This window comes from Pseudomonas sp. R1-15 (genome assembly GCF_051132085.1).
Lineage (GTDB): Bacteria > Pseudomonadota > Gammaproteobacteria > Pseudomonadales > Pseudomonadaceae > Aquipseudomonas.
In genome coordinates this window covers 5,162,856-5,180,657 of sequence record NZ_CP071660.1, presented here as the reverse complement: position 1 = coordinate 5,180,657, position 17,802 = coordinate 5,162,856, and the positions used below count along the sequence as shown (strand labels likewise).

At 61.1% G+C, this 17,802-nt stretch carries 17 protein-coding genes; 9 read left to right on the top strand and 8 right to left on the bottom strand.

The annotated features are described in order from the left end of the window. Positions 1-2 precede the first annotated feature (2 nt). The 3 genes from J3P97_RS23390 to J3P97_RS23380 all read right to left on the bottom strand — a co-directional run bounded on the left by J3P97_RS23390 (position 3) and on the right by J3P97_RS23380 (position 3,472). On the bottom strand, positions 3-1,586 hold the full coding sequence (locus J3P97_RS23390) for a glycosyltransferase family 4 protein (RefSeq protein ID WP_434672857.1): 1,584 nt from the start codon (positions 1,584-1,586) through the stop codon (positions 3-5). A 150-nt stretch (positions 1,587-1,736) separates the two neighbouring features. Beyond that, positions 1,737-2,816 carry an endonuclease/exonuclease/phosphatase family protein gene (locus J3P97_RS23385; RefSeq protein WP_434672856.1) on the bottom strand — a complete coding sequence of 360 codons (1,080 nt, stop codon included), beginning with the start codon at positions 2,814-2,816 and terminating at the stop codon, positions 1,737-1,739. Beyond that, positions 2,813-3,472 carry a YciC family protein gene (locus J3P97_RS23380; RefSeq protein WP_434571649.1) on the bottom strand — a complete coding sequence of 220 codons (660 nt, stop codon included), beginning with the start codon at positions 3,470-3,472 and terminating at the stop codon, positions 2,813-2,815. The genes J3P97_RS23385 and J3P97_RS23380 overlap by 4 nt, the downstream gene beginning before the upstream one ends. A 176-nt stretch (positions 3,473-3,648) precedes the next feature. On the opposite strand from J3P97_RS23380, the gene J3P97_RS23375 reads away from it, so the two are divergent. The 5 genes from J3P97_RS23375 to J3P97_RS23355 all read left to right on the top strand — a co-directional run bounded on the left by J3P97_RS23375 (position 3,649) and on the right by J3P97_RS23355 (position 8,166). Next, positions 3,649-4,419 carry a DUF2076 domain-containing protein gene (locus J3P97_RS23375; RefSeq protein WP_434672855.1) on the top strand — a complete coding sequence of 257 codons (771 nt, stop codon included), beginning with the start codon at positions 3,649-3,651 and terminating at the stop codon, positions 4,417-4,419. A gap of 128 nt (positions 4,420-4,547) precedes the next feature. Beyond that, positions 4,548-5,027 (top strand): NYN domain-containing protein, encoded by a 480-nt coding sequence (locus tag J3P97_RS23370; RefSeq protein ID WP_434672854.1) that lies wholly within the window; start codon positions 4,548-4,550, stop codon positions 5,025-5,027. Between the two features lie 21 nt (positions 5,028-5,048). Continuing rightward, positions 5,049-5,660, top strand: coding sequence for a 3'-5' exonuclease (locus tag J3P97_RS23365; RefSeq protein ID WP_434672853.1), 612 nt, complete (start codon positions 5,049-5,051; stop codon positions 5,658-5,660). A 207-nt stretch (positions 5,661-5,867) separates the two neighbouring features. Then, positions 5,868-6,770 (top strand): drug/metabolite exporter YedA, encoded by a 903-nt coding sequence (gene yedA, locus J3P97_RS23360; RefSeq protein WP_434571653.1) that lies wholly within the window; start codon positions 5,868-5,870, stop codon positions 6,768-6,770. Between the two features lie 58 nt (positions 6,771-6,828). Continuing rightward, on the top strand, positions 6,829-8,166 hold the full coding sequence (locus J3P97_RS23355; protein ID WP_434672852.1) for a DEAD/DEAH box helicase: 1,338 nt from the start codon (positions 6,829-6,831) through the stop codon (positions 8,164-8,166). A 135-nt stretch (positions 8,167-8,301) separates the two neighbouring features. Here the strand turns inward: J3P97_RS23355 and J3P97_RS23350 are convergent, their stop codons facing one another. Both J3P97_RS23350 and J3P97_RS23345 read right to left on the bottom strand, forming a co-directional pair. Further along, positions 8,302-9,543 (bottom strand): TIGR03862 family flavoprotein, encoded by a 1,242-nt coding sequence (locus tag J3P97_RS23350; protein ID WP_434674583.1) that lies wholly within the window; start codon positions 9,541-9,543, stop codon positions 8,302-8,304. A 288-nt stretch (positions 9,544-9,831) separates the two neighbouring features. Continuing rightward, positions 9,832-10,752: a histone deacetylase family protein gene (locus J3P97_RS23345; RefSeq protein ID WP_434571656.1), complete on the bottom strand. Its 921-nt coding sequence runs from the start codon at positions 10,750-10,752 to the stop codon at positions 9,832-9,834. A 72-nt stretch (positions 10,753-10,824) separates the two neighbouring features. Between J3P97_RS23345 and J3P97_RS23340 the strand changes: the two genes are divergently transcribed. The 3 genes from J3P97_RS23340 (at position 10,825) to J3P97_RS23330 (ending at position 12,958) form a co-directional block, all read left to right on the top strand. Beyond that, positions 10,825-11,394: a GNAT family N-acetyltransferase gene (locus J3P97_RS23340; protein WP_434571658.1), complete on the top strand. Its 570-nt coding sequence runs from the start codon at positions 10,825-10,827 to the stop codon at positions 11,392-11,394. Between the two features lie 104 nt (positions 11,395-11,498). Further along, complete coding sequence (gene tesB, locus J3P97_RS23335) at positions 11,499-12,368, top strand: acyl-CoA thioesterase II (RefSeq protein ID WP_072411434.1); 870 nt, start codon at positions 11,499-11,501, stop codon at positions 12,366-12,368. Further along, positions 12,365-12,958 carry an HAD family hydrolase gene (locus tag J3P97_RS23330; RefSeq protein WP_434672851.1) on the top strand — a complete coding sequence of 198 codons (594 nt, stop codon included), beginning with the start codon at positions 12,365-12,367 and terminating at the stop codon, positions 12,956-12,958. Before tesB ends, J3P97_RS23330 begins: the two co-directional genes overlap by 4 nt. A 123-nt stretch (positions 12,959-13,081) precedes the next feature. On the opposite strand, the gene J3P97_RS23325 is transcribed toward J3P97_RS23330, so the two are convergent. Both J3P97_RS23325 and ypfJ read right to left on the bottom strand, forming a co-directional pair. Further along, positions 13,082-14,029 carry an alpha/beta fold hydrolase gene (locus tag J3P97_RS23325; protein WP_434672850.1) on the bottom strand — a complete coding sequence of 316 codons (948 nt, stop codon included), beginning with the start codon at positions 14,027-14,029 and terminating at the stop codon, positions 13,082-13,084. Continuing rightward, complete coding sequence (gene ypfJ / locus J3P97_RS23320) at positions 14,030-14,917, bottom strand: KPN_02809 family neutral zinc metallopeptidase (RefSeq protein WP_434601895.1); 888 nt, start codon at positions 14,915-14,917, stop codon at positions 14,030-14,032. It abuts the gene before it with no gap. A gap of 248 nt (positions 14,918-15,165) precedes the next feature. Between ypfJ and J3P97_RS23315 the strand changes: the two genes are divergently transcribed. Beyond that, the gene (locus tag J3P97_RS23315; protein WP_434571664.1) at positions 15,166-16,044 is read left to right on the top strand and encodes a DMT family transporter; all 879 of its coding nucleotides are present in this window, start codon (positions 15,166-15,168) and stop codon (positions 16,042-16,044) included. Positions 16,045-16,228: 184 nt separating this feature from the next. On the opposite strand, the gene J3P97_RS23310 is transcribed toward J3P97_RS23315, so the two are convergent. Next, on the bottom strand, positions 16,229-17,566 hold the full coding sequence (locus tag J3P97_RS23310; protein WP_434628046.1) for an MFS transporter: 1,338 nt from the start codon (positions 17,564-17,566) through the stop codon (positions 16,229-16,231). Between the last annotated feature and the right edge of the window lie 236 nt (positions 17,567-17,802).

Genomic DNA, 17,802 nt, shown 5'->3' with positions numbered 1-17,802 from the left:
TTTCAAAACGGGAAACCAGCCAAGGTTGAATTGGCTTTCTGATAGGCCTGCTGGAATGCTTCGAGGTAGCCGTCATACATCTTTGATATATCGGTTTCCCTGGCCCGATCCAGATGCGCTTGTCTGGCTTCAGGATCTTCGCTTAACGCCAGCGCTTCCTGCAATTTATCGACAAACTCACCAATGGATTCATCGGATAGCATTCTGTAGTTCGGAAAAAGCGGGTCGGGTTTTTCGGCCTGCTGTCGTTTGACACACAGGCTGTAATCTTCAGCGAGGCGGCCCATGGCATTGCGTGTACCGGGTAGGTCAGAATAAACGGCTATACACCCCGCGGCCGCTGCCTCCAGCAATGTAAGGCCCCAGGATTCGGTCCGGGAAGTAGAAAGGACGATGTCCGTCGCGGACATCACCGCTGGCATGTCCTGAAAGCCGAGAAAATGAATGCGCTCCTTTAATGACTGAAGGTCGCCCAGCGTATTTTTCAGCAGATTTTGCAGATCGCGGTTATCCGAACTTAACATCGCGCCGCATCCGACAAAATGTACGGCTTCATTACCTGGTCTTTGTAACACTTCGCTGACTATTCTGACGCATGCAGTCATGTCTTTTTCGGGCGAGTATCTGCCGGCCAAGGTGATGACCTTGGCGTCTTGTGGAATATCATGCTGTTCTCTGAATTGGTGGCGTGCTTTATCGTTACGAGCAAATTTTTCGCAATCGGTACCGTTTTCAACTTCTTTTAATGCGTATGGGTTGCCACCGACACTTGCATAGTTTTGTCCCGCCGAGCGAGAACAGACCACTGCGACCTGGATAGCGCCATAAGATGCCCGCATATTTGTTGCCACGCAGAAGTCCTTTTCATTGTTCAACGTGTCCTCTACTGAAAGGTCTTCCCGGTGGATACCGTAGACTATTCCAATCCGTTCCCCAATTGGCCGAACATCGTTCAGCTGCTTGATTGCCTCAGTGACCAGCGTAGTGGCATGGTCTTGTGCAACATAAACGACATGAGGCGCGGCGTCCTCTATGGCCTCCTTCATGCTGGCGATCGCTGACGGGTTTAATTCGAAGCCGTCCGGCGATTTTATAAGTACGCCGTCAAGTCGATTGGCATTGCTCTGGGCGTTGGTTGTTGTTTCGGATTTTGTCGTCTTGTGACCCAGGTTCAGGAAATAGTTTTTCAGACAGATTTTTTCTATTGCCAGCCCGAATGGCCCCCTTCCGATATGGCGCCCCGCTTGTGATTGTATGTCGCTGAAGTTGCTGTTCGAATCCCAGGCTATCACTTCCAGCGTTGTTCTGGTGATACCGTTCTGGTCGGTTTGCGTGATGTGGTTGTGCAGAGGGAATTTACTACCGTCGCCCTTCAGGGTGACATCAATAAGTGTCGCGTTACTGAGTTTCAGCTGGGCACCTGTGGCTCCGCTGTTGTGCTGGGCCAACATGTTTCCAATGTTTTCGGTGCCACCGGTTCCCTGATAGTTCTGTACAAATAGTATGGACTTTGCCCAAGCGTATTTAGGCGCGCTGGATAGACTTTCTGTGTGGGGGTTGGGCACCGCGTCGACTGGAGTAATCATCGGTTGAACTCTTATTGGGTTTGCAGATATTAGCCCCTTGCTTAGTTGGCAGGAATAAATGAGTTGCAGGTATGTGGTTCTGGATATTGCAAGTGATTGTCTGCATAGAGGGTGCGCAGCTTTAAATTTTTGCGCTGCTGGTCACTGCGGTCAGGGCATCGCCGGCAACAGAAACCGCGCGATCACCGGCAAATGATCGGAAATGCGCAACGTATCGTCCTGCCGGACCTGGGCTTCGACCCGTTTGAGGCGGGGGCTGTAGAACAGGTAATCGACGGTCCGGTCGGGACCGTTGAGGCCGGGGTCGTTGGGGTAGTGGGTCAGCCAGTTTGCGCGGTCGATGCCGCTGGCCTCGTTGTTGGTGGGGATCATCGGGTATTTGTCCCACAGCAGGTGCAATTCGCTGTCGGCGGAGTAGGGTGAGCGTTGCTCGGTGGGCAGGCGTCGGTATTGGCCCAGGGGTAACAGGTTGAAGTCTCCCCCGGTCAGCCAGGGAGTGCCGGCGGATTCAAGCTTGTCCAAGGCCTTGGCTATCGCGCTGACTTGCGCGCGCGCAGTGTCGTCCGGCTGGGTGGCCCGCTCCAGATGTGTATTGAGCACCGCCAGTTGGCCGCCGCCGCTCAGGGGCAGGTAACTCACCAGCAAGGCATTTTTCGGCTGGAACTGGCGGGTGATGAAGTTCGCCTCGGCCACCGGCAATTGCACCCGCTCGGCGTGGTCGATGCGATAGCGGCTCAGCGTCGCCAACTGGCGGCCAACGCTGCCGAAGATATGTGGGCTGGGAATGAAATCGGCTTTCCAGTCAAAAGCGCTGGTGCCGCAGGGATAGAGGTCGGCCAGCCGTTCCTGCAAGAGCTTGAGCTGATTCTGGTAGTCGCTGGCCTTGGCGCCGTTGTCGAGTTCCTGCAATAGCACCACGTCCGGCTGTTCGTCGCGAATGACCCGTGCCACTTCGTCGAGGCTGAAGGCCATGTCTTCCGGGGTCGGGCTTTCATCGTCGCCCTCGGCCAGGTCGTGCCAGAACACGTAGCGCTTGCCAGCCAGGAACTGGACGTTCCAGGTCATCACCTTCAGGGCTTGGCCGGGCACCAGCGGTGGGGCGTTCGCGGCGCAGCTGACGGGCATCGCTTCCCGGGCCTGTGGGCGCCAGGTCGGGCCATAGATGGAAAAGGCCGCAATGCCGACGAGCAACAACAGGCCCAGCAAGGTGTATCGCAGCAGACGGGTCATGGCTCGGGTTTTTCTGCAATCAACATGAACATTCGGAACAGCACCACGGTGGTGAACAGTTGCAGGAAACTGTGGACGCTGTCGATCAGCAAACTGATGAAGGGGTTCTGCGGCGGCGGATACACCGAGACGCTGGCGCCCTTGAGCAGCCACAACGGGACCATTACGGCGAGGATGCATAACAGGATTCGCCAGAAATTGCCTCGACTCAGGCGCGCGCTTTCCTTCATGGCCGCCAAGGGCGCCATGCCCCGCAAAACCAACAGGTATTCACCGAAGGCGAGGACGACCATCAGCCACAACCCCGGCAGGAAGTACAAGGAAATGCCGATCAGGATCAGCAACGTATTAAGGGCGGTCAGCAAGGCGAAGCGCGGCCACTGGAGGAGGGCTGCCGCGAGCAAGTCACGGGCACGCGGGGCTTCGCCGCGACTGCGGGCATCGAGAAACAGGATCAACGCCGCGGTATACAGCGGGTACACGAGGAGACCGACGATCACGCTGTAGCCGGAGAAACCGTCGGCGCCGATGGCGCTGTCCACCCCTTGTTGGAGGACCGCCTCAAGTATTACCAGCGGCAGGCACAGCTGGGCGATCCGGCCCAGGTTGCGCTTGAAAAAATACAAGGAGTCACGCAGTACTTCTAACGGATTCATGAGTCGGTATCGCAGTTCGAAAAAGCGGTCCGACACTTTAACCGATCAAGCGACCGCACAAGCAAACGTAAACATCAGGTAAAGACCATTGAAAGCATCCTGCGCAACCCCATTACTGAATCGCACCGGTCTTTGCGACCGGCCTGGTTTTAATCCGGCAATCTGATGAGGTCGCCATGAACAGCGAAGAACAAACCCTGATCGATGGACTGTTTTCACGGCTGCAGCAGGCCGAAAAGGATTCAGCCCCGCGCGACGCCCAGGCCGAGGCGCGGATCAAGGAACACTTGGCCAACCAGCCTGCCGCGGGCTATTTCATGGCCCAGGCGATCCTGGTGCAAGAGGCAGCGATCAAGCGCCTGGACGAGCAGAACAGACAGCTCGCCCAACAGGTCGAGCAATTGCAGGGCGAATTGCAGCAGGCCCGCAGCCAGACTTCGGCGCCAAGCGGCGGCGGTGGTTTCCTTTCGAGCATCTTCGGCGGCAGCAACCGCGATTCACGACCAGCAAGCGCACCGGCATCCGGCGGTGGCGGCTGGCGCGAACCGGCCAGGCCCTCCTTCAATGCGCCGGCCCAGCCTGGCTTTGGCGCTGCGCCCGGCAACTATGCCGCGCCGCAACAGCAGGCCCCGGCGGCGGGCAGCTTTCTCGGCGGTGCCTTGAAAACCGCAGCGGGCGTGGCCGGTGGTGTGATGCTCGCCCAGGGCATCAGTAGCCTGTTCCACAGCAATCAACCCCAGGAGATCGTCGAGGTCCTCAAGGAAGAGCCGGCCCAGCCGGTCAATGACGCCGCCAACAACGGTGACAGCGGTTGGGGCGATGATCAGCGCGTGGCCGACAGCGATAGCGACGGCAACAATAGCTATGGCAACGACCAGGGCGGTTTCAGCGACGCCGACTACAGCGACGATTCGTCCTTGTTCGGCGACGACGACTCTTTCGTCTGATCCGCCGTTCGTCCGGGGCGCCCTGGCGCCTCGGGCCGATTATTCGCGGAACGCTCCTCGAGACTGGCATACTGGGCGACTTTTCGGCCCGGGTGGCCTGCGCGCGTGTGCATTCAAGAGGAAACGCGGTGAAAAAAATCGCAGTGTTCGCCGATGTCCAGAACCTCTACTACACCGTGCGCCAGGCCTATGGTTGCCACTTCAACTATGCCGCGCTGTGGGCCGATGTGAGCAAGCAGGGGCAGATCGTCGAGGCCTATGCCTACGCGATCGATCGCGGTGACAGCAAGCAACAGCAGTTCCAGCAGATCCTGCGCAACCTGGGGTTCACCGTGAAACTCAAGCCCTATATCCAGCGCAGCGATGGCTCGGCCAAGGGCGACTGGGACGTGGGCATCACCCTGGACATCATGGACGCCGCCGACCATGTCGACGAGGTGGTCCTGGCCTCCGGTGATGGCGATTTCGACATGTTGCTCGAACGCATCATCATCAAACACGGCGTGCAGGCTGTGGCCTATGGAGTCCCTGGGTTGACCGCCAACTCGCTGATCCGCGCCGCCAGCCGCTACGTGCCGATCGAAGGCGCGTTGCTGCTCAAGAACTGATTTTCAAGGAGCCTCACCGGTTTGGAACGTATCGCAGTCATCGACTTTGAAACCACCGGCATCACCCCGAGCAGCGGTTGCCGGGCCACCGAAATTGCCGTGGTGATACTTGAGCAAGGCCGGATAGTCGACCGTTACCAGAGCCTGATGAACGCCGGCGTGCGCGTCCCGGCCTTCATCGATCAACTGACCGGTATCAGCAATGCCATGCTGCGCAGCGCACCGCCAGCGGAAAAGGTCATGAACGAGGTCAACGAGTTCGTCGGCATCACGCCGCTGCTGGCTCACAATGCCGCGTTCGACCAGAAGTTCTGGGACTTCGAACTGGGACGAATCAAGCGCACCCGCCTGCAGAATTTTGCCTGTTCACTGCTGTTGGCCCGACGCCTGATGCCAGCGGCGCCGAACCACAAGCTCGGCACGCTCAACGCTTTCGCCGGCCTGCCCCACACCGGCCAGGCTCACCGGGCCATGGCCGACGCCGAAATGGCCGCCAACCTCACCGCGCACCTGGCCTCGGAGCTGCGGCAAAAGCATGGGTTGCGAGAGCTGTCCCATGACCTGCTGTGCAGCTTGCAGAAGGTGCCGGCAGCGAAGATCAACGAGCATCTCAAGCGCCATCGCGGGTTCTGAACACTGCACAACTCTCCTGTGGGAGCGAGCCTGCTCGCGAAAGCAGTGTGTCAGCCACCACAGATGTTGGCAGGGCGGACGCCTTCGCGAGCAGGCTCGCTCCCACAATGAAAAGTGTATGGCTCGGATAAACAGATTTTGTAACTTAATTTCTGTCGATTGCCTTTTTAGAATGACAGGTTTCATCGTCCTGACTTCGAGCTGAACATGCCTGGCCCACGCCGTTTTCCGTTGCCATTGATCGCTGCCTTCTTCGCTTTGTACGTCATCTGGGGATCGACCTATCTGGTGATTCGCATCGGCGTCGAGCATTGGCCGCCCTTGCTGCTGGCCGGGATTCGTTTCGTGATCGCCGGGTCGTTGATGTATGGCTTCCTGCGCTGGCGCGGGGCACCGGCGCCGACCTGGGCGCAGTGGAAGGCCGGGGCGCTGATTGGGGTGTTGTTGCTGACGTTCGGCAATGGCGCGGTGAGTATCGCCGAGCATATGGGCGTGGCCTCGGGCGTGGCGGCGTTGGCCGTGGCGACGGTGCCTTTGTTTACCTTGCTCTGCGGATATTTCTGGGGCGCGCGTAATACCCGTCTGGAATGGGCCGGGATTGTATTGGGGCTGATCGGTATCGCCATGCTCAACCTCGGTTCCAACCTGCAATCGAGCCCGATGGGGGCGGCCTTGTTGGTGTTTGCGGCGGCTTCCTGGGCCTTCGGCTCGGTGTTGAGCAAACACCTGCCGTTGCCGGCGGGAGCGATGGCCAGCGCCGTGGAGATGCTGGTGGCCGGTGTGGTGCTGTTGATCGGCAGCTTCGCCAGTGGCGAGCGCCTGGAAAGCATGCCGCCGCTGGAAGGCTGGTTCGCGCTGGTCTATCTGATCGGTTTCGGTTCGATCATCGCCTTCAACGCCTACATGTACTTGCTCAAGCATGTGCGTCCGGCCGCAGCCACCAGCTACGCCTATGTCAACCCGGCGGTGGCGGTGTTGCTGGGGATCGTCTTCGCCGGGGAAACCATCGGTATCGAAGAGGCCTTGGCGATGCTGGTGATTATCAGCGCCGTGGTCCTGATCGGGTTGCCGCAGTGGCGCAAGCCCAAGCCCGCACCGGCCGAATCATGATTTAGGGTAAACTGCCGCGCATTGCACACCTTGCGCTGATTTTTCCTACGGTATCTCCATGACTTTCGCCACTCTTGGCCTGATCGAACCCCTGCTGCGCGCCCTCGAGACGCTCGGCTACCAGACGCCGACCCCAGTCCAGGCCCAAGCCATGCCGGCGGTGCTCGCCGGTCGCGACCTGATGGCCGCAGCCCAGACCGGCACCGGCAAGACCGCCGGTTTCGCCGTGCCGCTGTTGCAGTTGTTGACCACCGAAGGGCCGAAAGTTGCCGCCAACTCGGTGCGCGCGCTGATCCTTGTGCCGACCCGCGAGCTGGCCGAGCAGGTCCACGAAAGCGTGCGCCAGTACGCCCAGAACCTGCCGCTGAGCACCTACGCCGTGTACGGCGGTGTCAGCATCAACCCGCAAATGATGAAGCTGCGCAAAGGCGTCGATCTGTTGGTCGCCACGCCGGGCCGCTTGCTCGACCTGTTCCGCCAGAACGCGCTGAAGTTCAATCAGTTGCAGACCCTGGTGCTGGACGAGGCCGACCGCATGCTCGACCTGGGCTTCTCCGAGGAACTGGCGAACATCTATAGGGCCCTGCCGAAGAAGCGCCAGACCTTGCTGTTCTCGGCGACCTTCTCCGATGCGATCCGCCTGCTGGCCGGGCAGATGCTCAACGACCCGCTGAGCATCGAAGTGAGCCCGCGCAACGTGGCCGCCAACACCGTCAAGCAATGGGTGGTGACGGTGGACAAGAAGCGCAAGCCGGAACTGTTCATCCACCTGATGCGCAAGCACAAGTGGAAGCAGGTGCTGGTATTTGCCAAGACCCGCAACGGCGTCGATGCACTGGTGGAAAAACTCCAGGGCCTGGGCGTCAACGCCGATGGCATCCACGGCGACAAACCCCAGGCGACCCGCCAGCGTGCGCTGGATCGTTTCAAGGCCAGCGAAGTGCAGATCCTGGTGGCCACCGACGTCGCGGCCCGTGGCTTGGACATCGAGGACTTGCCGCTGGTGGTGAACTTCGATTTGCCGATCGTCGCCGAGGACTACATCCACCGTATCGGCCGTACGGGCCGTGCGGGTGCCACCGGGCAGGCGATTTCCCTGGTCTGCGCCGATGAAGTGAATCTGCTGTCGGCCATTGAAACCCTGACCCGCCAGGCATTGCCCCGGCAGATGGAACATGATTTCGAACCTGAGCATCGCGTGCCGGAAACCGATGCCAGCGGCCAGGTGATCAAGAAACCGAAAAAGCCGAAGAAACCGAAAGCTTCCGGCGGTAGCGGCAAGCGCAACCTTGGCAAGTGGGTGGACAGTGGCGACTCGGGGCCGGTGGAGCCTTCGGTGAAACCTGTGCGAAAAGTGCCAGTGTTCAATACCGGGCCGCGCAAGCGTAAGCCTTGATGATTTGCTGCGTCGGATAGATTGCTTTCGCGAGCAGGCTCGCTCCCACAAGGGCTCTGTGGTGTTCACCGCTCTGGTGTCCAGCGCCCGATCCCTGTGGGAGCGAGCCCGCTCGCGAAGGCGGCAACAAAGATTTCAAGCCTGGCGCTGTAGCCACTCCACCATCCCCAACCCCGCCGCACGACCGCTGGCAAAGCATGCCGTAAGCAAGTATCCGCCAGTCGGCGCTTCCCAATCGATCATCTCTCCCGCGCAGAAAACGCCGGGCACTTGCTTGAGCATCAGTCGCTCATCGAGTGCCTCGAAGGTCACGCCGCCGGCACTGCTAATGGCTTCGTCCAGCGGACGGGTTTTCACCAGCGTGACCGGCAATGCCTTGATCGCCTGGGCCAGCCGCGCCATGTCGGCAAAACAATCGGCTGAAGTCAGTTCCCGTAACAACGCTGCCTTGACCCCGTCGAGCCCCAACTGGCTGTGCAGATGCTTGGCCATCGAGCGAGAACCGCGCGGCTTGCTCAATGCCAGGAGAATCTTGTCCACAGGCCGGCCCGGCAGAAGATCCAGATGAATGGTCGCGCTGCCGTGTTGGTTGATAGCCTCACGAATCCGCGCCGATAGCGCATAGATCAGGCTGCCCTCGATGCCGGTGGCGGTGATGACGCATTCGCCGAGGCGTGGCACGTCATCGTCGAGGCCGATGGCAATGTTCTTCAGTGGGGTGCCGGCAAATTTGGCGATCATCAGATCGCTCCAGCCCGGCACATCGAACCCGCAGTTGCTTGGCTGCAAGGGCGCGAGGAGGACGCCGCGCTGTTCCAGCGGCAACATCCAGGCACCGTCGGAGCCCAGGCGTGACCAACTGCCGCCTCCCAGCGCCAATAAGGTCGCGTCGGGCTGTAGGGCCTTTTCCCCGTCCGCGCTGGCAATGCGCAGGCTGCCGTCGGCATTCCAGCCAAGCCAGCGGTGGCGCGTATGAATCAGCACGCCGGCATCGCGCAGGCGCTTGAGCCAGGCGCGCAGCAGCGGGGCGGCCTTCATATCGGTAGGAAATACCCGCCCGGAGCTGCCGACAAAGGTGTCGATGCCCAGGCCATGAATCCATTCGCACAACTCATCGGCGCCGAATGCCCGCAGCAGCGGGGCGATATTCGGCGTGCGTTCGCCGTAGCGGGAGAGGAACGCCGGGAAAGCTTCCGAGTGAGTGATATTCATGCCGCCGACACCGGCCAGCAGAAATTTCCTGCCCACCGATGGCATGCCGTCGTACAGGTCGACCTGGAGGCCGGCCTGGCTCAACACCTCGGCCGCCATGAGGCCGGCCGGGCCGCCGCCGATGATGGCGATGTTTGGGGTGGAAGGCTTGGTGGTCGAGGTCATGATCGGGCTGTGGGGCGGGAATAGGCGAGGCATTCTATCAGCACGCTTCACTGATATCCCTGCGGGAGCGAGCTTGCTCGCGATTGCGGTGAACCAGTTACATCAACGCCTCTGAAACACCGCCATCGCGAGCGGGCTCGCTCCCACAAGGGGGATATAGGATGCGTGGAAAGTCTGGTTAAAAAACAGCCAAGCTCTTGCGAGCTATAGACGGCATAGGTTGCAGGCCCTTTCGCTCAGGTTATCCACAGGCCGCTCCACAGGCATTGTGGGTAACGCACCCCGGCTTCAATGACAACCTGATGACGTCCAGACCTTCTGTGCGCTGTGGTGCAGGATTCCGTGCCGGCGGGCCAGGGCCTTGCGGTCCTTGCTGTAGCCGCCGCCGATCACGCCGACCACCGGAATGTCCCGGCCCAGGCAATGGCGCATGACGCTCTCGTCCCGGGCGGCGAGGCCTTCGTCGGTCAGCTTCAGGTAACCGAGGGCATCGTCCTTGTGTACATCGACGCCGGCGTCATAGAGCACCAGATCGGGCTGATAGAGCGGCAGCAGGTAATTGAGCGCGTCATCGACGACTTTCAGGTAGGCGGCGTCCTCCATGCCCATCGGCAGGGGAATATCCCAGTCGCTTTGCGCCTTGCGTGCAGGAAAATTCTTTTCGCAGTGCAAGGAAACTGTCACGGCGTCGGGAGTGTCATGGAGTATTCGAGCCGTACCGTCGCCCTGGTGCACGTCGCAGTCGAAAATCAGCACTCGCGAGACCTGACCGCTGGCGAGGAAATAGCGGCTGATCACCGCCAGGTCATTGAAGATGCAAAATCCGGCCGGGTGGTCGTAGTGGGCGTGGTGCGTACCGCCGGCCAGATGACAGGCCAGTCCGTGTTCGAGGGCCTGCTCGGCGGCCAGCAGTGATCCGCCGACGGCGCGTACCGTTCGGCGAGCCAAGGCTTCGCTCCAGGGCAGGCCGAGGCGCCGTTGGTCTTCGCGGGACAACTCGCCGCCCATGTAGCGTTCGATATAGGCGCGATCGTGGGCCAAGGCAAGGATGTCCGGCGGGCATAGGGCCGGACGCAGCAGGTCCGCGTCCCGGGCCAGGCCGCTGTCCACCAGGTGATCGCGCAGCAGGCGGAACTTGTCCATGGGGAAACGGTGCTCCGCAGGGAATTCGGGGCTGTAGTCTTCGTGGTAGATCAGCGGTAGCGGCATGGTGTTTTCAGTGGCGGGTGAGTGACGGATCCTACCAGCGATGTAGACTCTGGGCATGGAAAGGGAGTGAAGATGGAGCCGATACTGGAAGTGGAAAGCGCACGGCTGATTCTGCGGCAGTGGCGCGATGAAGACCTGCCGGCGTTTGCGGCGATGTCTGCCGATCCGCAAGTGATGCGTTATTTTCCGGCCCCCCTGAGTCGCCTGGAAAGCGCTGCGTTGATCGGCCGGGTGCGCGGGCATTTTGCCGAGCATGGTTTTGGTTTGTGGGCATTGGAGCGCAAGGACACCGGTGCCTTCATCGGTTTTACCGGGCTGGGCGTGGTCGGGTTCGATGCGCATTTCACCCCGGCGGTGGAAATCGGCTGGCGCCTGGCGCGCGAACACTGGGGGCTGGGGTATGCCAGCGAAGCCGCATGGACCGCGTTGCGTTGCGCCTTCGACCGCCTGGGCCTGGATGAAGTGGTGGCGTTTACCGCTGTGGATAACTTGCCTTCGCAGAAGGTCATGCAGGCCATCGGCATGCAGCACGATCCGGACGATGATTTCGAACACCCAAAGCTCGCGGTCGGTCATCCATTGCGTCACCATGTGCTCTATCGCATCAATCGTGAGCAATGGTTGCAGACCCTTCACGGTTAACCGACACGGACGTTTACAATGCCCGCCAAAATGGCCCGGGCCAATTATCGATCCGCCGCCGCAGCACAGCCTGCGCGGTTTTGTGCTGTGTGAGGAAAATCTGAATGAGCCACGTGTTGGAAGATCTGGTCGACCTGCTGACCCTGGAACCGATCGAAGAGAACCTGTTTCGCGGTCGCAGCCAGGACCTGGGCTTTCGCCAGCTGTTCGGCGGCCAAGTGCTGGGCCAGTCGCTGTCGGCGGCCAGCCAGACCGTGGAAGAGGCGCGCCATGTGCATTCGATGCATGGCTACTTCCTGCGTCCGGGCGATGCGGCGTTGCCGGTGGTCTACCAAGTGGATCGCGTGCGTGATGGCGGCAGCTTCAGCACCCGACGGGTCACGGCGATCCAGAAGGGCAACCCGATCTTCACCTGCAGCGCGTCGTTCCAGTACGACGAGCAGGGCTTCGAGCACCAGAGCACCATGCCGCAGGTCGTCGGGCCGGAGAACCTGCCGTCGGAACTGGAACTGACCCAGCAGCGCGCGCACCTGTTGCCTGAACACATGCGTGAAAAACTGCTGTGCCCCAAGCCGATCGAGGTGCGCCCGGTCACCGAAAAGGACCCGTACAACCCGCAACCGGCCGATCCGGTCAAGTACGTGTGGTTTCGTGCCGATGGCGCCTTGGCGGATTCCCCGGCCCTGCATAAATACCTGCTGGCCTACGCGTCGGATTTCGGCCTGCTGACCACCTCGTTGCTGCCTCATGGCAAATCGGTCTGGCACAAGGACATGCAGGTCGCCAGCCTCGACCACGCGTTGTGGTTCCACGCCGACCTGCGCGCCGATGACTGGTTGCTCTACGCCATGGACAGCCCCTGGGCCGGCAATTCCCGTGGTTTCTCCCGGGGCAGTGTGTTCAATCGCGCCGGGCAACTGGTGGCCTCGGTGACCCAGGAAGGCCTGATCCGCCATCGCAAGGACTGGGCATGAGCCTGGCCGATGTGCGGCACTGGGTGTTCGACATGGACGGCACGCTGACCATCGCCGTGCATGATTTCGCCGCGATCCGCGTGGCCCTGGCGATTCCGCCTGAAGACGACATCCTCACGCATCTGGCGGGATTGCCCGCTGAAGAAGCCGCGGCCAAACATGCCTGGTTGCTGGAACACGAGCGGGACCTGGCGCTGGGCTCCAGGCCCGCGCCGGGGGCGGTGGAGCTGGTCCGCGAGTTGGCCGGGCGTGGTTATCGCCTGGGCATCCTGACGCGCAACGCACGCGAGCTCGCCCACGTGACGCTTGAGGCGATCGGCCTGGCCGATTGTTTTGCCGTGGAGGACGTTCTCGGCCGTGATGAAGCGCCGCCCAAACCTCATCCCGGTGGCCTGTTGAAACTGGCCGAGGCCTGGAACGTGGCGCCCGAGACCATGGTGATGGTGGGTGACTACCGCTTTGACCTCGACTGCGGTCGCGCGGCGGGGGCGCGGACGGTGCTGGTGAATCTGCCGGACAATCCCTGGCCTGAGCTGACGGACTGGCATGCGCGTGATTGCGCCGTGTTGCGGCGGATGCTTTCGGCTTGATTCGGGCGGTGCCTGACTTGCCGCTTTCGCGAGCAGGCTCGCTCCCACAGCGATTCAGGACCACCGCAGATCCCCTGTGGGAGCGAGCCTGCTCGCGAAAGGGTTTCCCGGTCGACACAACGCTCACTGCCCAAACAGCACCTTCAACCCCTCCGGCGAATTGAACATCCCATCCCCATCATGTCCAACCCCGGGCACTTCGATCAGTCGCTGATTCAACCCTTGCGGGTGACGCCGGGTCAGGTAGTCAAAAAAGAAATGCCCCCGTAGCAGCCGATACGCCCCTTGTGTCTGCGCTTCACAACCTTTATCCAGCGCCGGATGTTCCGGGTCGATGTCCTGTTGCCCAAGCAGATAGACGATGTCGCGCTTGATGTAGCGATCCTCGAGCTGGGCGGGCGTTTGCACGGTAGCGTAGGCGGGCAGGTTTTCCAGGCCGTATTTCCAGCGATTGAAGCCTGGGCAACTGACCGGGTCGAACGCCATGGGCCGCTGTGCGTCCAGGTAGGCATAGGACGAAGGGTTGGCGATCACGAACCGTGGGCTGATGCGATAAGTGCCATGGGCAAGCAGGGCATAGCGCTGCACCACTTGGGCGCCGCCGGAGTGGCCGGCGATGACGATGTCTTTCACTGCGGGAAACTGCTGGCGGTCGCTGACCCGCGCAACGATGTCGTCCAGCACCTGAAATGAACTGAGCGGTTTCGGCCCCGTGGACAGGCCGCCCGCCATCCAGTCGTTGCCCTGCCAGCGCAGGATTTCAGCAGGCAACTGATGGCGCGCTACGTCATGTTCGTTGAGAAATTGTGGGGCAATGATCAACGTCGTCGCCGACTGACTGGCCTGTGCCGCGGCTTTTTCAGCGCTGTGCAAGTAAGTATCGGCATTGCGCAGCCGACCATGGAGGATGATCAGCACCCGCTCGATCGAGGCCGGTGGCGGGCTGACACCGACGGCCATGGCGCCGCCCCTGATCTGCAAGCGTCCCTCGGCGATCACCTTGACGCCGTGTTCCTCGGCCTGGGCTACGGCGCAGCACAGCACCAGCCCGATCAATGCCCGCCACTTCATCTACAGGGTTTTCGCCGCGAAGGTGTCGCACTGGCTGACCTGGCCTTGAGAAAAGCCGGTCTTGAACCAGCGCACCCGTTGTGCCGAAGTGCCGTGAGTAAACGAGTCCGGCACCACGCGGCCCTGGCCTTGTTGCTGAAGACGATCGTCGCCAATGGCATTCGCGGCGGTCAAGGCCTCTTCGATATCCCCCGGTTCAAGCCAGTTCAGGCGCTTTTGTGCGTGGTTGGCCCAGACGCCCGCCAGGCAATCGGCCTGCAACTCTTGGCGCACCAGCAAACCACCGTCGCCTTCCATTTGCCGGCCTTGCTGGCGCGCTTCCTGGATTTTCGCCGACACGCCGAGCAGCGTCTGCACGTGGTGGCCCACCTCATGAGCGATGACGTAGGCCTGGGCGAAATCCCCGGCGGCCGAAAAACGCTGGGACATTTCCTTGAAGAAACTCATGTCCAGGTAAACCTGCCGGTCCGCCGGACAGTAGAAGGGGCCGGTCGCCGAGGAAGCCAGGCCGCACGCCGAGTTGACCCGACCGCTGAACAGCACCAGCTTCGGTTGCTGGTACTGGCGCCCGGCCTGTTGGAAAACCTGGCTCCAGGTGTCTTCGGTATCGCCCAGGATGGAGCGCACGAATTCAGCCTGTTCGTCGTTGGCCGGTGGCGCCTGGCGCGTTTGCGAAGGAGCGGGCGCGGAAGCCTGGTCCATCTGCCCGGTCAGTTGCCCGAGAATCTGCATGGGGTCCTGGCCGGTGATCCAGCCGATGCCGACGATCAGGATAATGGCCGTCAGGCTCAAGCCCTTGCCGCCACCAAAACGCATCCCGCCGCCGCCCCCACCGTCACCGCGGGCGTCCACCACGTTGTCACTGCGGCGACCTTTTTTCCATAACATGGGGAGAATCCTCTGAATGACCGTGCGAAGAATGGCTGCTGTGGCGAAGAGTCTAGCTTTCAGGAGCGCAAGGTGCGCGCATGCTTGAGCTTTCAGGCAACTGACAGGGATTTTGGTTCATCGGTGCGCCGGTCCTGCCCGAGAGCGGAATTTTCATTACACTTCGGATCAGAACTATTGGAATCCTCGCTGGCCCAACAAGTGCATCAAGGATCACGGCCTTTCATCAAGCAACGCAGGTTTCCCTCATGACCGTCAGCACTCCGCTCTCCGGCGTCAACCAGGCTTTCAAGGGCATCGTGCTTATTCTGGTCGCAACGTTCCTGTTCTCCAGTCACGACGCGTTGTCCAAATATCTCTCGGGTTTTTATCCGATCATCATGGTGGTCTGGGCCCGTTACGTGGTGCACACGTTGTTGATGGCGGGCATTTTCCTGCCGCGCTCTGGGCTGCGGGTGCTGCGGACCAAGCGTCCGTTGTGGCAACTGGCCCGGGCGTTGTGCCTGTTGGGCACCAGTCTGTTTTTCACCACGGCGCTGATGTACATCCCCTTGGCCGAGGCGACCGCGGTCAACTTCCTCGCCCCCGTGCTGGTCACCGCGCTGTCAGTGCCGTTGCTGGGCGAACACGTGACGCGCGGTCAGTGGATCGCGGTGATCTTCGGTTTCATCGGGGTGCTGATCATCGTTCACCCCGGTGGTGATCTGTTCACGCCGGCGGTGCTGTTGCCGTTCTGTTCGGCGCTGTTTTTCTGCTTCTACCAATTGCTCACGCGCAAGCTCAGTGAGATCGACAGCCCGACCACCAGCAACTTTTTTGCAGGGCTGTGCAATACCCTGGTGATGAGCGCGCTGGTGCCGTTCTTCTGGCAAGTGCCCAGCGTGACCCACGGCTTGATGATGCTCGCATTGGGTGCCTGCGGGATGACCGCGCACCTGATGCTGACCCAGGCCTTCCGCTTCGCCGCCCCGGCGTTGCTGGCGCCATTCGGGTATTGCCAGATTATCTTCGCGGGGCTGCTTGGCTGGCTGTTGTTCAGCCATACGCCGACGCTGACCACGGTAGTCGGTATCGTCCTGATCTGCTTGAGTGGATTGGCAGCGGCGTGGCAGCAGCGGCGCAAGTGACGGGCTGTACACACCCTTGATGGCTTGCTAGCACAACCCTTCCTCTGGTTATACAAGCCTCTCGTGGCGAGGGAGCTTGCTCCCGCTGGGCTGCGAAGCGGCCCTCGCTTTTTTACGATTGCTGCGCAATCGAGCGGGAGCAAGCTCCCTCGCCACGGGTAAATCGCTGTCCGTTAGTTCACGGTCAGTTTTCCAGGGTCGGAACCTTGCGCGGCGCCATGAAGTACATCCAGATCAGCGCAATGAAATACATCGCCGGAATCAGGGTGAACAGCACCGTGTAGTTGTTATTGGTGACGGTCAGGATGTGCCCCACCAACTGGGTCATGAACATCCCGCCGACGGCCGCGCACATGCCGCCGAAGCCGAACACCGTGCTCATCATGTGCTTGGGCGTGTAATCCATGACCAGGCTCCAGATGTTCGCGGTCCAGGCCTGGTGCGCGCCGATGGCCAGGGAAATGGCAAACACCGCCACCCACAGGCTGCTGGAGCCGGCGGCCATGATCACCCCAACGATGCAGCAGGCGAACAGCAGCATGGAGACCAGTCGCGCCTTGATCGGGTTGACCCCGCGACCGATCAGGAACGAGGACAGGATCCCGCCGCCGACGCTGCCGAAGTCGGCGGTCAGGTAGATGATGATCAGCGGGATGCCCATCTGGGTCACGTTGATGCCCAGGTTGTATTGCTGGTTGAGAAACGGCGGCAGCCAGTAGAGGTAGAACCAGAACACCGGCGCGGTAATCGAGTAGGCCAGGGCGAAGGCCCAGGTGCCGCGCATGCGCAGGATACGGGAGAACGGTACGCGGACCTGGTCCGGTTCTTCCTGGGCCTGGATGTAGTCCAGTTCCGACTGTTTGACGCTGGGGTGATCTTCCGGGTTGAAGTATTTCAGGCCCCAGAACAGCAACCAGATCCCGCCCAGCGCGGCCATGCACAGGAACGCGGCCTGCCAGCCCCACACGTGCAGGATCAGCGGCAGCAGCATCGGCGTGAACATCGCGCCAACGTTGGTGCCGGCATTGAAGATGCCGGTGGCCACGGCCCGTTCGCCGGCCGGGAACCACAGCCGCGTGGTCTTGACGCAGGCCGGGTAATTGGCGGCTTCGGTCAGGCCGAGGATGAAGCGGCAGACCATGAAGCCCACCGCCGAAGTGGCCAGGCCATGTGCGCCGGTTGCCAGGCTCCAGAGCAGCACGGCGCAGAAGAACACACGCTTGACGCCGATCCGGTCGATCAGGCGACCTTGCAGCAGGAAGCCGACCGCATAACCGACCTGGAACCAGAAGTTGATATTGGCGTAGTCCATCGCCGTCCAGCTCATCTCCTTGGCCAGGATCGGCTGCATGACCCCAAGGGCGGCGCGGTCGATGTAGTTCAGGGTGGTGGCGAAAAACACCAGGGCAAGCATGCCCCAACGGGTCTTGCCCACGGCCATGGCGCCACGGATCTTGTCGCCGATGCCGTCTTGGGCGGCACTCAGGCCGGGGGCCAGGCGGGAACTCTGGGAAGGAATCATAAGGTGCACCCGTTCTTGAAATTCTTATGGTGTGGTCTGGGTCTGCATTGAGGCTCGCGCCGCAACCCGGCGTCAATGTGGGGTCGATGGTGCGCAGTGGACAAAAAATCGTCAATTCGCTGATCGGGCATTGTGTTCGATAATCGCCCAAAAAACTAACCGGATGGTACATATTAAATTGCCCAAAAAAACCGACCGCTCAATAATCGGCTGACTCTTTCAAAAGCGGCGCACCT

Coding starts and splice junctions, on each gene's coding strand:
- J3P97_RS23355 (WP_434672852.1), top strand. CDS start 6,829: ATGACTTTCGCCACTCTTGGCCTGATCGAACCCCTGCTGCGCGCCCTC.
- tesB (WP_072411434.1), top strand. CDS start 11,499: ATGAGCCACGTGTTGGAAGATCTGGTCGACCTGCTGACCCTGGAACCG.
- J3P97_RS23330 (WP_434672851.1), top strand. CDS start 12,365: ATGAGCCTGGCCGATGTGCGGCACTGGGTGTTCGACATGGACGGCACG.
- J3P97_RS23390 (WP_434672857.1), bottom strand. CDS start 1,586: ATGATTACTCCAGTCGACGCGGTGCCCAACCCCCACACAGAAAGTCTA.
- J3P97_RS23310 (WP_434628046.1), bottom strand. CDS start 17,566: ATGATTCCTTCCCAGAGTTCCCGCCTGGCCCCCGGCCTGAGTGCCGCC.
- J3P97_RS23350 (WP_434674583.1), bottom strand. CDS start 9,543: ATGACCTCGACCACCAAGCCTTCCACCCCAAACATCGCCATCATCGGC.
- J3P97_RS23325 (WP_434672850.1), bottom strand. CDS start 14,029: ATGAAGTGGCGGGCATTGATCGGGCTGGTGCTGTGCTGCGCCGTAGCC.
- yedA (WP_434571653.1), top strand. CDS start 5,868: ATGCCTGGCCCACGCCGTTTTCCGTTGCCATTGATCGCTGCCTTCTTC.
- J3P97_RS23340 (WP_434571658.1), top strand. CDS start 10,825: ATGGAGCCGATACTGGAAGTGGAAAGCGCACGGCTGATTCTGCGGCAG.
- J3P97_RS23380 (WP_434571649.1), bottom strand. CDS start 3,472: ATGAATCCGTTAGAAGTACTGCGTGACTCCTTGTATTTTTTCAAGCGC.
- J3P97_RS23385 (WP_434672856.1), bottom strand. CDS start 2,816: ATGACCCGTCTGCTGCGATACACCTTGCTGGGCCTGTTGTTGCTCGTC.
- J3P97_RS23375 (WP_434672855.1), top strand. CDS start 3,649: ATGAACAGCGAAGAACAAACCCTGATCGATGGACTGTTTTCACGGCTG.
- J3P97_RS23345 (WP_434571656.1), bottom strand. CDS start 10,752: ATGCCGCTACCGCTGATCTACCACGAAGACTACAGCCCCGAATTCCCT.
- ypfJ (WP_434601895.1), bottom strand. CDS start 14,917: ATGTTATGGAAAAAAGGTCGCCGCAGTGACAACGTGGTGGACGCCCGC.
- J3P97_RS23315 (WP_434571664.1), top strand. CDS start 15,166: ATGACCGTCAGCACTCCGCTCTCCGGCGTCAACCAGGCTTTCAAGGGC.